We start from the raw sequence: 13165 nt of genomic DNA on the forward strand, positions 1-13165 counted from the left end.
TCGACGCCGCCGGCGATCAGGCGGCGCGACGTCCGCCGGCCCGCCCACCGCGCTCGGCACGCGCCGCCGCGGCGGCAAGGCCAGCACGCGCCGCCGGGGCGGCATGCCGGTCGGCGGCCTGCGCCGGGTACGACTCGGCGCGGACCACCCGCAGCGGCCGGTCCACCTCGTCGGTGCCGAACCGCCAGCGCGACGGTGCTGGCTGCCGCTGCGGCGAAGGTCCACCGGGGCGCAGGCCGGGCCGGGACAACAACACGGTGATCAGGTAGCCGACCACCAGGAACCCGTGACTGACCAGCCGCTCCCCGCCCACCGATCCGGTGGCCAGGTCGTTGACCGAGAGCAGCAGCAACGTGCCGACGAAAGCGCTGAGCATCGGCAGCAGCCCGGCCGGCGGGCTGCGGCGGACCGCCACGAAGAGGAACCCGGCACCCACCGCCACGTTCCACGCGGCCGACTCGTGCCACAGGTGCTGGCCGGCCGGGTGCAGATGATCGGCGGTCGCGCCCCGGCCCACCTGGGCCAGCCCGAGCACCAACTGCACCGCGCCGAGCAGCCCGAGCGCCGCGCGTAGCCCGGCGACCAACCCCGCGCGCCCGGAGGCCGCGCGTAGCCCGGCGACCAACCCAGCGCGCCCGAACGCCGCGCGCAGGCCGGCGACCAACCCAGCGCGCCGCCACCACGACCGGCGGGCCGGTTCCGCCGCGACGGCGGCCAGGATCGCCGCGGTCCGGTCGGGCACATCGGCCACCAATCGGGTACGAACCCGACGCGTCACCGCGGCCGCCGCCGTGAACCAGGCCCGACAATCGGCACACCCGTCCAGGTGCCCCTGCACCGCCGTCAGTTCGGCGGCGGTCTCCTCCCCGTCCAACTGCGCGGACAGGACCTCCCGCCACTGCTCACACCCCATGTACCGGTAGTCGCTCCGGGGGGCGCTCCGGTTCCCGGCGACCGGGGGCTGTTGTGGAATACTCGCCCGATCATGACGCGTTACGGCCTGCTGATCCTGCCCGCCACCAACCGGGTGTACGCCCGCTCCGCCATCGACCTCACCCGGGCCGAGCTGGAGATCTTCGGCCGTTCGGCCCTCGACGGCCAGATCGGCGAGCTGGACACCGAGATGGTCGGTGGGGCGTCCTACGTCACCTTCACCGGTGACGGGTTGACCGAGCGGGACCTGGCCGCCCTGGGCAACCTCTCCGCCGGGTACGCGCTGTTCGAGATCGTCGGTGAGCTGCTGCGGCCGATCGAGTGGAGCCGACTGGACCGCTACGACGACGACCTGCTCACCATCCAGAAGTACCCGGGCAAGACCAACGAGCAGTTCACCAAACTGCTGCTCAACGTCACCCTGCTCGCCTCGGACTGGGCCGGTGAGCTGACCACCCGCCGGTTCCGGGTGCTCGACCCGCTCTGCGGCCGGGGCACCACCCTCAACCAGGCCCTGATGTACGGGTTCGACGCCGCCGGCATCGAGCGCGACCAGAAGGACGTCGAGGCGTACCGGGCGTTCATCACCACCTGGCTGAAGCAGAAGCGGGTCAAGCACCGGGTGCTGGAGTCGGGGCCGGTACGGCGGGAGCGCAAGGTGGTCGGCCGGCGGGTACGGATCGAGTTGGCCCCGACCCGCGAGGAGCACAAGGCCGGCCAGACCCAACTGCTGGACGTGGTCAACGCCGACACCGCCCGCTCGGCGGAGTTCTTCCGCCCGGAGACCGTGGACCTGGTCGTCGCCGACGCGCCGTACGGCGTGCAGCACGGCAGCCGTACCGCCGACAAGGGCCTGACCCGCGATCCGCTGGCGTTGCTCGCGGACGCCGCGCCGGTCTGGGCGCGGCTGCTGCGTCCCGGCGGGGCGCTCGGGATCTCCTGGAACACCCACGTCGCCAGTCGCGAGGACGCGGCGGCGGCGTTGGCCGACGCCGGCCTGACCGTGGTCGACACCGAGCCGTACCGCGCGCTGCGGCACCGGGTCGACCAGTCGATCATGCGCGACGTGCTGGTGGCCCGCCGCCCGGCCTGACCCGGCCCCGCACCTCCGCCCGCCCGGGACCCCGCCCCGCACCTCCGCCCGGCCCCGCACCTCCGCCCGCGCTGCACCTCCGCCCGCGCTGCACCGCGCCGCCGTCCGCTCCGGGTCGCGGACGGTCCCTCCGCGTCCTTTGCTCTGCTTCAACCAGCGCAACGGTTAGTGCGCCTCGTTGTTGCGCCCGCTGAAGCAGAGCAAAGGACGCGCAACTGGCCCCCACCCCCGGACAAGCGCGGAGTCTGTGCCGCATTTCACCTGTTCAGTGGGCGGGTGTGAAAACCACGTCAAGAAAAGGTTCGGCTCCGTCATGGTCGCGTTATGACCCCTGCCGTCGGCGAGTGGTGGGGCTTTGATTGCCCGGCGCGACCGGAAGGCGGTCGCGACGAACCTTTCCGGCTGAGGAGTCAGCGTGTCTGACGTGGTGTTCGTGGTCCTGACGGTGGTGCTGTTCGCAGTGCTCGCCCTGGTGGTCCGGGCGGTGGAGAAGCTGTGAACGCGGTAAACGCCGTCGGTCTGGTGCTCGCGATCGTCCTGGGCGCGTTCCTGGTGTTCGCCCTGCTGTTTCCGGAGCGCTTCTGATGACCATGACAACAGCGGGCGTCATCTTCATCGTGACGCTGGTGGCGGCTCTCGTCGCCGTCTACAAGCCGTTCGGTGACTACATGTTCCGGGCGGTCGCCGGCACGAAGCAGTCCCGGGTCGAGCGGGGCATCTTCCGGCTGGTCGGGGTCAACCCGGCCGCCGAGCAGACCTGGGGCGTGTACGCCCGCAGTGTGCTGGCGTTCTCCGCCGTCTCGATCCTGTTCCTGTACGTGTTCCAGCGGGTGCAGAACCACCTGTGGCTGTCCCTGGGCTTCGACCCGGTGGTGCCGCACGGCGCGTGGAACACGGCCGTGTCGTTCGTGACGAACACCAACTGGCAGTCGTACTCGGGTGAGTCGACGATGGGCCACCTGGTGCAGATGGCCGGTCTGGCCGTGCAGAACTTCGTGTCGGCGGCGGTCGGCATCGCGGTGGCGGTCGCGCTGGTACGCGGCTTCGCCCGCAGCCGCACCGGGCAGCTCGGCAACTTCTGGGTCGACCTGACCCGGATCGTGCTGCGGATCCTGCTGCCGATCGCCGTGCTCGGCGCGATCGCGCTGATGATCGGCGGCGTGGTGCAGAACCTCTCCGGCGGCACCGACGTGAGCACGCTGACCGGCGGCTCCCAGACCATCACCGGTGGTCCGGTCGCCAGCCAGGAAGTGATCAAGGAGCTGGGCACCAACGGTGGCGGCTTCTACAACGTCAACAGCGCGCACCCGTTCGAGAACCCGACCACCTGGACGAACTGGCTGGAGATCTTCCTGATCTTCCTGATCCCGTTCAGCCTGCCCCGGGTCTTCGGCCGGATGGTCGGGCAGAACCGGCAGGGCTACGCCATCGCCGCGGTGATGGGCATCCTCGCGTTCCTCAGCGTCGCCATCACCAACATCTTCGAGCTGGCCGGCCACGGCACGGTGCCGCAGGCGGTCGGCGCGGCGATGGAGGGCAAGGAGGTGCGGTTCGACGTGTCGAACTCGGCCACCTTCGCCGCCGCCACCACGCTCACCTCGACCGGTGCGGTGAACTCGTTCCACGACTCGTTCACCTCGCTCGGCGGCATGATGACGATGGTCAACATGATGCTCGGCGAGGTCGCGCCGGGCGGCACCGGTTCGGGTCTCTACGGCCTGCTCATCCTTGCGGTGATCACGGTCTTCGTGGCCGGCCTGATGGTGGGTCGCACCCCCGAGTACCTGGGCAAGAAGATCGGGTCGCGCGAGATCAAGTTCGCCTCGCTCTACTTCCTGATCACGCCGATCCTGGTGCTCGTCGGTACGGCGGCCGCGTTCGCCACCGGTAACAACTCCACGGCGCTCAACGTCGGCCCGCACGGCCTCTCCGAGGTGCTGTACGCGTTCACCTCGGCCAGCAACAACAACGGCTCCGCCTTCGGCGGCATCACCGTCAACACGACCTGGTGGGACACCGCGCTCGGGTTGTGCATGCTGCTGGGCCGCTTCCTGCCGCTCATCTTCGTGCTCGCGTTGGCCGGCTCGCTGGCCCGCCAGGCACCCACCCCCGCGTCCGAGGGCACCCTGCCGACCCACCGACCGCTGTTCATCGGCATGGTCGTCGGCGTCACTGTGGTCCTCGTCGCGCTGACCTTCCTGCCCGCGCTCGCGCTCGGCCCGCTGGCAGAGGGGCTCTGACCATCATGAGGAACGAGGACATGTCCGTCACGTCCGCCCCAACAGAGCAACTCCCCGGCACGCCCGCCACCCAGGGCAACCGGATCGGCGGGGGCCTGCTCGACCCCCAGCAGCTCATCCGGTCCCTGCCGGACGCGGTACGCAAGCTCGACCCCCGCACGCTGTGGCGCAACCCGGTGATGCTGATCGTCGAGGTGGGCGCGGCCTTCACCACAGTCCTGGCGGTGCTCGACCCGTCGGTGTTCGCCTGGGCGATCACCGTCTGGCTCTGGCTGACAGTGGTCTTCGCCAACCTGGCCGAGGCGGTCGCCGAGGGCCGGGGCAAGGCCCAGGCCGCGACGCTGCGGCAGGCGAAGAAGGACACCATCGCCACCCGGCTGATCGACTGGAAGCCGGGCGCGCGGGCCAACACCTACCGTGACGAGGCGGTACCCGCGCCGGAGTTGCGCCAGGGCGACGTCGTGCTGGTCGAGGCGGGCGGCATCATCCCGGGCGACGGCGACATCGTCGAGGGCATCGCCAGCGTCGACGAGTCGGCCATCACCGGCGAGTCGGCCCCGGTGATCCGGGAGTCCGGCGGTGACCGCAGCGCGGTTACCGGCGGCACCAAGGTGCTCTCCGACCGGATCATCGTCAAGATCACTCAGAAGCCGGGCGAGAGCTTCATCGACCGGATGATCGCCCTGGTCGAGGGCGCCAACCGGCAGAAGACACCGAACGAGATCGCGCTGAACATCCTGCTCGCCGCACTCACGGTCATCTTCCTGCTGGCCGTGGTCACCCTCCAGCCGCTTGCCATCTTCTCCAAGGCGTACCAGGCGGCGGCGCCGGACAGCGGCGCGATCACCGGCTCCGGCGTCACCGGGGTGGTGCTGATCTCGCTGCTGGTCTGCCTGATCCCCACCACCATCGGCGCGCTGCTCTCCGCCATCGGCATCGCCGGCATGGACCGGCTGGTGCAGCGCAACGTCCTGGCCATGAGCGGCCGGGCCGTCGAGGCCGCCGGCGACGTCAACACCCTGCTGCTGGACAAGACCGGCACCATCACGCTCGGCAACCGGCAGGCCGCCGAGTTCGTACCCGTCGAGGGGGTCGACCCCGCGGCGCTTGCCGACGCCGCGCAACTGTCCAGCCTGGCCGACGAGACCCCGGAGGGGCGCTCGGTGGTGGTACTGGCGAAGAACGAGTTCGGAATGCGCGAGCGGGAGCCCGGCGTGATGCCGCACGCCACGTTCGTACCGTTCACCGCGCAGACCCGGATGAGCGGCGTCGACCTGACGCCGGACGGCAGCGTGGACGGCGGCGCGGTGGGCACGGCCCGCCGGGTCCGCAAGGGCGCCGCCGCAGCGGTGATGAAGTGGGTACGGGAGAACGGCGGCCACCCGACCGAGCAGGTCGGCGAGATCGTGGACGCGATCAGCGGCACCGGCGGCACCCCGCTCGTGGTCGCCGAGCACGTCGACGGTGAGCCCGCCCGCGCACTGGGCGTCATCCACCTGAAGGACGTCGTCAAGTCCGGCATGCGGGAGCGGTTCGACGAGATGCGCCGGATGGGCATCCGGACCGTGATGATCACCGGCGACAACCCGCGTACCGCGAAGGCGATCGCCGACGAGGCCGGGGTGGACGACTTCCTGGCCGAGGCCACGCCGGAGGACAAGCTCGCGCTGATCAAGCGGGAGCAGGAGGGTGGTCGGCTGGTCGCGATGACCGGTGACGGCACCAACGACGCGCCGGCGCTCGCCCAGGCCGACGTCGGGGTGGCCATGAACACCGGTACGTCGGCCGCCAAGGAGGCCGGCAACATGGTCGACCTCGACTCCGACCCGACCAAGCTGATCGAGATCGTGGAGATCGGCAAGCAGTTGCTGATCACCCGGGGCGCGCTGACCACGTTCAGCATCGCCAACGACATCGCGAAGTACTTCGCGATCATCCCGGCCATGTTCGCCGGCCTCTACCCGAGCCTGGACGCGCTGAACATCATGCGGCTGGCCAGCCCGGAGTCGGCGATCCTGTCCGCGGTCATCTTCAACGCCCTGGTGATCATCGCGCTGATCCCGCTCGCCCTGCGGGGCGTGCGGTACCGGCCGGCCGCCGCGTCGAAGCTGCTCGGCCGCAACCTACTGGTCTACGGCCTGGGCGGCATCATCGTGCCGTTCATCGGGATCAAGCTCATCGACCTGCTCATCCAGTTCATCCCGGGGATTTCGTGATGCGCCTACCCACCTGGATCGCCCAACACCTCGCCGCGCTGCGCGCCGTGCTCGTCTTCACCGTGCTGCTCGGCCTCGTCTACCCGCTGGCCCTGGTCGCGCTCGGTCAGCTGCCCGGCCTCCACCACAAGGCCGACGGTTCGCTGATCACCGCAGGCGGGAACACCGTCGGCAGCGCGCTGATCGGCCAATCCTTCACCGACGCGGACGGCAACCCGATCGCCCGCTACTTCCAGTCCCGCCCCTCCGCCGCCGGCGACGGCTACGACCCGACCTCGACCTCGGCCAGCAACCTGGGTCCGGAGAGCGTCGTCGACACCATCGCCACCGACCCGGAGGAGTCCAGCGAGAGCCTCCTCACCCAGGTGTGCGGGCGCAGCAAGTCCGTCGGCGAGCTGAACGGCGTCGACGGTCGACGCCCGTACTGCACCGACGACGGGGTGGGTGCCGTGCTCGCGGTCTTCCGCGCCGACGGTCTGACCGGCCGCGTCACCCGGGTGGTGAGCGTCAACCAGGCCGCCCCGGCCAGCCCGTTCGTCTCGTCGTACCAGGGGGTGACGGTGGAGCTGGCCCAGCCCGGCGAGGACTACGTGGCCGCAGGCGGGGTGGTCACACCGATCCGCGGCGACGCGCCCGCCGACCCGGCGGTCCCCGCCGACGCGGTCACCGCCAGCGCCAGCGGTCTCGACCCACAGATCAGCCCGGCGTACGCCGAGTTGCAGGTGAACCGGGTCGCGCGCGAGCGCGGCGCGGACCCGGCGGCGGTCCGCGACCTGGTCGAGAAGCACACGGCAGGGCGTGGGCTGGGCTTCATGGGTGAGCCCGGGGTCAACGTGTTGGAACTCAACATCGCCCTCGACAAGCAGTTCGCCGCGCGCTGAGCGCATTGGCGGGCGGGGCCGTGCCGACCGGGCGCGGCCCCGCCCGCCGATCTGACCAGGGAGGATGGTCCCCGTGCCACGCGGAGAACTGCGCATCTATCTCGGGGCCGCCCCCGGCGTCGGCAAGACGTACGCCATGCTGGAGGAGGCTCGGCGGCGGGCCGCGCGCGGCACCGACGTGGTGATCGGCTTCGTGGAGACCCACGGCCGCCAGCAGACCGCCGCGATGCTCGGCGACCTGGAGCAGGTGCCCCGCCGCACCATGGACTACCGGGGCGCCGAGTTCACCGAGATGGACCTGGACGCGGTGCTGACCCGCCGGCCCGAGATCGCGATCGTCGACGAGCTGGCGCACACGAACGTGCCCGGCTCCCGGCACGACAAGCGCTGGCAGGACGTCCAGGAGTTGCTGGACGCGGGCATCGACGTGCTGTCCACGGTAAACGTGCAGCACCTGGAGTCGGTGAACGACGTCGTCGCCCAGATCACCGGCACCACCCAGCGGGAGACCGTGCCGGACGAGATCGTCCGCGCCGCCGAGCAGGTCGAGCTTGTCGACATGACCCCGGAGGCGCTGCGCCGGCGGATGGCGCACGGCAACATCTACCGACCCGACAAGATCGACGCCGCGTTGGGCAACTACTTCCGGGTCGGCAACCTCACCGCGCTGCGCGAGCTGGCGCTGCTCTGGCTGGCCGACAAGGTCGACGAGCAGCTCGACCGCTACCGCAGTCAGCAGGGCATCGCGGCCACCTGGGAGGCCCGGGAACGCGTCGTGGTCGCGTTGACCGGTGGCCCGGAGGGCGAGACGCTGATCCGCCGGGCGGCCCGGGTCGCGGCCCGCAGCAAGGGTGCCGACCTGCTCGCCGTGCACGTGGCCCGCAGCGACGGCCTGGCCGGCGCCGACCCGGCCCAACTGGCCCGGCAACGGGTGCTGGTGGAGAGCCTGGGCGGCACGTACCACCAGGTGCTCGGCACCGACGTGCCGGCCGCGCTGCTGGACTTCGCCCAGGGCGTGAACGCCACCCAACTGGTGCTCGGCGCCAGCCGGCGGGGTCGCCTCGCGCAGATCTTCGCCCGCGGCGTCGGGGTGACCACCACCGCGCTCTCCGGCTCGATCGACGTGCACCTGGTCACCCACAAGCAGGCCGGCAAGGGCCGCCGGGCGGCGGCCGTGCCGGCGGCGCTGTCCCGACGTCGCCGACTGCTCGGCTTCGGCCTGGCGGTGCTGGGCATGCCGCTGCTCACCCTCCTGCTGAAGACCCTGCCCGACCTGACGTTGACCAACGACATTCTGCTGTTCCTCGCCGGGGTCGTCGGGGTCGCGCTGGTCGGCGGGGTGTGGCCGGCCCTGGTGGCCGCGCTCGGCGGGTCGCTGCTGCTCAACTGGTTCTTCACCCCGCCGTACCGGACGCTGACCATCGCCGAGGCCGACAACCTGCTCGCCCTGGCCGTCTTCGTCGGGGTGGCGCTCGCGGTGAGCTGGATCGTCGACAAGGCCGCCCGGCGGACGAGGGAGGCCGCCCGCGCCGCCGCCGACGCGCAGACCCTCGCCGCCCTCGCCGGTGGCGTGCTGCGCGGCGAACGCCCACTGCCCGCCCTGCTGGAACAGCTCCGGGAGACCTTCGGGCTGCGCGCGGTCAGCGTGCTGGAGCTGGCCGAGGACGCCAGCGGGCGCCCGGAGCGGGCCCGTGAGGAGCACGCCTGGTCTGTCGTGGCCAGCGTCGGCGAGAGCCCGCCCTGCACCCCCGAAAGCGGTGAGACCGCGGTGCCGGTCGACGACCGGATCACCGTCGTGCTCTGCGGTCGACGGCTGGAGGCCGCCGACCGGCGCATCGTCGAGGCGTTCGCCGCCCAGGCCGCCGTCGCGCTGCGTCAGGAACGGCTCGCCGAGGAGGCCGCCACCGCCCGGCCCCTCGCCGCCGCCGACCGGATGCGCACCGCGCTGCTCGCCGCGGTCAGCCACGACCTGCGTACGCCCCTCGCCTCGGCGAAGGCCGCCGTGACCAGCCTGCGCAGCCACGACATCGAGTTCGACGAGTCCGACCGCGAGGAATTGCTGGAGACGGCCGAGGAGTCGCTGGACCGGCTCGCCCGGCTGGTCGGCAACCTGCTGGACATGAGTCGACTCCAGGCCGGCGTCCTCGGCATCACGGCCACCACGATCGGCCTGGAGGACGCCGTACCCCTGGCTCTGGACGAACTTGGCCCGGCGGCCGCGACGGTCGGCACGGACATCCCGGCCGACCTGCCGGCCGCCACCGCCGACCCGGGCCTGCTGGAACGGGTGCTCGTCAACATCGTCGCCAACGCGCTGCGGTACAGCCCGCCGGACCAGCCGCCCACCATCACCGCCAGCGCGCACGCCGGCCAGGTGGAACTGCGGGTGATCGACCGGGGGCCGGGCATCCCGGAGGACCAGTGGGAGCACGTCTTCCTGCCGTTCCAACGCCTCGGTGACCGGGACAACCAGACCGGCGTCGGTCTCGGGCTTGCCCTGTCCCGGGGGTTGGCCGAGGCGATGGGTGGCAGCATCACCCCGGAGACCACCCCCGGTGGTGGGCTCACCATGGTGCTGCGGCTGCCAGCCGCCGCGCAGACCAGCTCGGGGGGGCCGCAGGAATGACGCGCATCCTGGTCGTCGACGACGAACCGCAGATCCTGCGTGCCCTGCGCATCAACCTGCGCGCCCGCCGGTACGACGTGGACGTCGCCGACACCGGGGCCGCCGCGTTGAGGGCCGCCGCCAGCCACCCGCCCGACCTGGTGGTGCTGGACCTCGGCCTGCCCGACATCGACGGCGTGGAGGTGATCCGGGGTCTGCGTGGGTGGACCACCGTGCCGATCATCGTGCTCTCCGGCCGCGCCGGCAGTGAGGACAAGGTCGCCGCCCTGGACGCCGGCGCCGACGACTACGTGACGAAGCCGTTCGGGGTGGAGGAGCTGCTGGCCCGCATCCGCGCCGTCACCCGTCGTCTCGGCGGTCCCAGCGAGGCGGTGCCGGCGCTGCGGATCGGCCAGCACACCGTCGACCTGGCCGACCACAGCGTGCGGCGCGACGACGGCACCGAGATCAAGCTGACCCCCATCCAGTGGAGCGTGCTGGAGAAGCTGCTGCGCCACCCCGGCAAGCTGGTCAGCCAACGTCAGCTCCTCCAGGACGTGTGGGGGCCGGAATACCAGAACGAGACCAACTACCTACGGCAGTACCTGGCCCAGCTGCGGCGCAAGCTGGAGGACGATCCGGCCCGCCCCCGCCACCTCATCACCGAGCCGGGAATGGGCTACCGCTACCGCCCCTGACCCGTTGACACCCGCCGGCAGGCATTGAAGAATATCGTTCGCAGCGGCAGCGGCGTGCTTCTGTAACCGTCCCCTCCACCGGTTACCCCACGGGAGCCCCGCCGTGTCCGAGCCCCTGTCCCGTCGTCGGCTGCTGACCGCCGGCGGCGCCGGCCTCGTCCTGGCCGGTCTCACCGACCCGTTCCGCGCCGGCCCCGCCCGAGCCGCCGTCACCACCGCCGACCTGGTCGTCTACGGCGCCACCTCCGGCGGGCTGGCCGCCGCGATCACCATGCGCCGACTCGGTCGCACCGCCGTGGTGGTGGAACCCACAAGCCACGTCGGCGGGCTGAGCACCGCCGGGCTCGGTGCCACCGACACCGGCGTCCAGGCGTCCATCGGCGGCCTCGCCGCCGAGTTCTACCGCCGGGTGTACGTGAAGTACCACGGCGGTACCCTCTCGCCGACGTCACCGCTGCGGATGACCTTCGAACCGCGCGTCGCCTCCGCTGTCTTCGCCGAGATGCTGGCCGAGGCGGGCGTGCCGGTGATCGTCGACGCCCGGCTGAGCAGCCTCGGCCGCAGTGGCGACCGGATCACCGAGCTGCGCACCGAGGACGGCTCGATCTACCGGGGCGGGGTGTTCGTCGACGCCACCTACGAGGGCGACCTGCTGGCCATGGCCGGGGTGGGGTTCACCGTCGGGCGGGAGTCCAACGACACCTACGGCGAGACGATCAACGGGGTGCAGTCGCGCAACACCCACCAGTTCGCCTACCCCGTCGACCCGTACGTGACGGCCGGTTCGCCCGCGAGCGGTCTGCTGCCGGGCATCTCCGCCACACCGCTCGCCCCGCAGGGCAGCGCCGACGACCGGATCCAGGCGTACTGCTTCCGGATGTGCCTGACCCAGGCGGCCAACCGGATCCCGTTCGGCAGGCCGTCCGGCTACGACCCGATCCGGTACGAGCTGCTGCTGCGCCACATCCAGGCCGGCTACCCCGGGCCGTACTTCACCACCCACTCGATCGGCGGCGGCAAGACCGACTCCAACAACAACGGCGCCGTGTCGACCGACCACATCGGCTTCAACCACGCGTACCCGACGGCGAGCTGGGCCGTGCGGGAGAGCATCATCGCCGAGCACCGCACCTACCAGCAGGGGCTGATGTGGTTCCTGGCCAACGACCCGCGACTGCCGGCGTCGGTCCGCGACTCGACCGCCCGGTGGGGCCTGCCGGTGGACGAGTTCACCAGCACCGGCGGCTGGCCACCGATGCTCTACATCCGGGAGGCCCGCCGGATGGTCTCCGCGTACGTGTTGACCGAGGCCGACTGCCGGGGCCGGGTACGGGCCACGGACTCGGTGGGTCTGGCCAGCTACACGATGGACTCGCACAACTGTCAACGGGTGGTGGTCGACGGCAAGGTGCGCAACGAGGGGGACGTGCAGATCGGGGTGCCGGCGCCGTACCCGGTGAGCTACCGGGCGATCGTGCCGCACCGGGCGCAGTGCGCCAACCTGCTGGTGCCGGTCTGCCTCTCGGCGAGCCACATCGCGTACGGCTCGATCCGGATGGAACCGGTGTTCATGATCCTCGGGCAGGCGGCGGCCACCGCCGCGTCGCTGGCCCTCGCCGGGAACCTCGCCGTGCAGGAGGTGCCCGTGCCCACCCTCCAGACCCGGCTGCGGCAGGACGGCGCGGTGCTGGAGTGGGGCTCCACCAGCGAGGTGATCCTGGACAACGCCGCGAGCAGCGGGATCACCCGGGCCGGCACGTGGCTGCGCAGCACGAGCGTCGGCGGCTACTACGGCCCGGACTACGAGCACGACGGCAACACCGCCAAGGGTGTCAACCGGCTGCGGTTCCGCCCGACACTGCCCGCCGCCGGCTCGTGGAACGTGCAGTTGCGCTGGACCGCGGATCCGAACCGGGCGACAAACGTGCCTGTGGAGATCGAATACTCCGGCGGGCTGGTCACCCGCACGGTGGACCAGCGGCAGGCCGGCGGCCAGTGGGTGCCGCTGGGCACCTACCCGTTCACGGCCGGCAGCGACGGGAGCGTGCTGATCCGCACCGAGGACACCAACGGTTATGTGGTCGCCGACGCGGTCCGCTTCGTCCGCGCCTGAGCGGTGGCGGGTGCGGTGCCGACCGGGACCGGAACGGCCTCGGACCATGGGCCGGCGGGTGCGGCCGGTGCGCGGGCCGGCACGTTCGGCGCGGCCCGGTCTCCGCTGCTCGGGTCGAGCGGCGGCGCCACCAGCAGGGGGTCGACCTGGATCACGTCGATGCCGAGCGGGCGCAGCATGCCGCGCAGCGCGGACTCGCACAGCTCCTCCCACTGCTGATCGACGCCCATCGCGGCGGCCAGGAGCTCCGGCCGGGTGAAGGCGATGCCCAGCCGCTGGCCCTGCGGCGAACGACCGGTCCGCACCGTCCGCACCAGCCGTCCCGGCAGGTCGCGCACCGGAACGGCGTAAATTATCGGGGCCTCGTCCATGGTGGGGCTGGTCCT

General features: G+C 71.7%; 10 protein-coding genes. 8 read left to right on the forward strand and 2 right to left on the reverse strand.

What is annotated here, in order from left to right:
• Nucleotides 1-16: 16 nt before the first annotated feature.
• Nucleotides 17-913 carry a zf-HC2 domain-containing protein gene (locus tag AB0C25_RS00490; protein ID WP_357368199.1) on the reverse strand — a complete coding sequence of 299 codons (897 nt, stop codon included), beginning with the start codon at nucleotides 911-913 and terminating at the stop codon, nucleotides 17-19.
• Nucleotides 914-985: 72 nt separating this feature from the next.
• Here AB0C25_RS00490 and AB0C25_RS00495 point away from each other — a divergent pair, with 72 nt between their 5' ends.
• The 8 genes from AB0C25_RS00495 (at nucleotide 986) to AB0C25_RS00530 (ending at nucleotide 12779) form a co-directional block, all read left to right on the forward strand.
• Entirely contained in the window at nucleotides 986-2026 is a 1041-nt protein-coding gene (locus AB0C25_RS00495) for an SAM-dependent methyltransferase (protein WP_357368200.1), read from the forward strand.
• 495 nt (nucleotides 2027-2521) lie between these two features.
• Nucleotides 2522-2611 (forward strand): K(+)-transporting ATPase subunit F, encoded by a 90-nt coding sequence (gene kdpF, locus AB0C25_RS00500; RefSeq protein ID WP_036390805.1) that lies wholly within the window; start codon nucleotides 2522-2524, stop codon nucleotides 2609-2611.
• Nucleotides 2611-4266, forward strand: coding sequence for a potassium-transporting ATPase subunit KdpA (gene kdpA, locus AB0C25_RS00505; RefSeq protein WP_357240738.1), 1656 nt, complete (start codon nucleotides 2611-2613; stop codon nucleotides 4264-4266). The genes kdpF and kdpA overlap by 1 nt, the downstream gene beginning before the upstream one ends.
• Before the next feature lie 20 nt (nucleotides 4267-4286).
• Nucleotides 4287-6482, forward strand: coding sequence for a potassium-transporting ATPase subunit KdpB (gene kdpB / locus AB0C25_RS00510; protein ID WP_357368201.1), 2196 nt, complete (start codon nucleotides 4287-4289; stop codon nucleotides 6480-6482).
• A complete protein-coding gene (locus AB0C25_RS00515) occupies nucleotides 6482-7363 on the forward strand; it encodes a potassium-transporting ATPase subunit C (RefSeq protein ID WP_357368202.1) in 882 nt (293 codons plus the stop codon). Before kdpB ends, AB0C25_RS00515 begins: the two co-directional genes overlap by 1 nt.
• A gap of 73 nt (nucleotides 7364-7436) precedes the next feature.
• Nucleotides 7437-9989: a DUF4118 domain-containing protein gene (locus AB0C25_RS00520; protein ID WP_357368203.1), complete on the forward strand. Its 2553-nt coding sequence runs from the start codon at nucleotides 7437-7439 to the stop codon at nucleotides 9987-9989.
• Complete coding sequence (locus AB0C25_RS00525; protein WP_357368204.1) at nucleotides 9986-10666, forward strand: response regulator; 681 nt, start codon at nucleotides 9986-9988, stop codon at nucleotides 10664-10666. Before AB0C25_RS00520 ends, AB0C25_RS00525 begins: the two co-directional genes overlap by 4 nt.
• Before the next feature lie 103 nt (nucleotides 10667-10769).
• A complete protein-coding gene (locus AB0C25_RS00530) occupies nucleotides 10770-12779 on the forward strand; it encodes an FAD-dependent oxidoreductase (protein ID WP_357368205.1) in 2010 nt (669 codons plus the stop codon).
• On the opposite strand, the gene AB0C25_RS00535 is transcribed toward AB0C25_RS00530, so the two are convergent.
• Nucleotides 12740-13150 carry an SAV_915 family protein gene (locus tag AB0C25_RS00535; protein WP_357368206.1) on the reverse strand — a complete coding sequence of 137 codons (411 nt, stop codon included), beginning with the start codon at nucleotides 13148-13150 and terminating at the stop codon, nucleotides 12740-12742. The genes AB0C25_RS00530 and AB0C25_RS00535 overlap by 40 nt on opposite strands.
• Between the last annotated feature and the right edge of the window lie 15 nt (nucleotides 13151-13165).

The organism is Micromonospora sp. NPDC048839, from assembly GCF_040649915.1.
Lineage (GTDB): Bacteria > Actinomycetota > Actinomycetes > Mycobacteriales > Micromonosporaceae > Micromonospora.

Excerpts from the sequence above, each read along its gene's own strand:
- AB0C25_RS00515 (WP_357368202.1), top strand. The coding sequence starts at position 6,482 with ATGCGCCTACCCACCTGGATCGCCCAACACCTCGCCGCGCTGCGCGCC.
- kdpB (WP_357368201.1), top strand. The coding sequence starts at position 4,287 with ATGTCCGTCACGTCCGCCCCAACAGAGCAACTCCCCGGCACGCCCGCC.
- AB0C25_RS00535 (WP_357368206.1), bottom strand. The coding sequence starts at position 13,150 with ATGGACGAGGCCCCGATAATTTACGCCGTTCCGGTGCGCGACCTGCCG.
- AB0C25_RS00490 (WP_357368199.1), bottom strand. The coding sequence starts at position 913 with ATGGGGTGTGAGCAGTGGCGGGAGGTCCTGTCCGCGCAGTTGGACGGG.
- AB0C25_RS00525 (WP_357368204.1), top strand. The coding sequence starts at position 9,986 with ATGACGCGCATCCTGGTCGTCGACGACGAACCGCAGATCCTGCGTGCC.
- AB0C25_RS00495 (WP_357368200.1), top strand. The coding sequence starts at position 986 with ATGACGCGTTACGGCCTGCTGATCCTGCCCGCCACCAACCGGGTGTAC.
- kdpA (WP_357240738.1), top strand. The coding sequence starts at position 2,611 with ATGACCATGACAACAGCGGGCGTCATCTTCATCGTGACGCTGGTGGCG.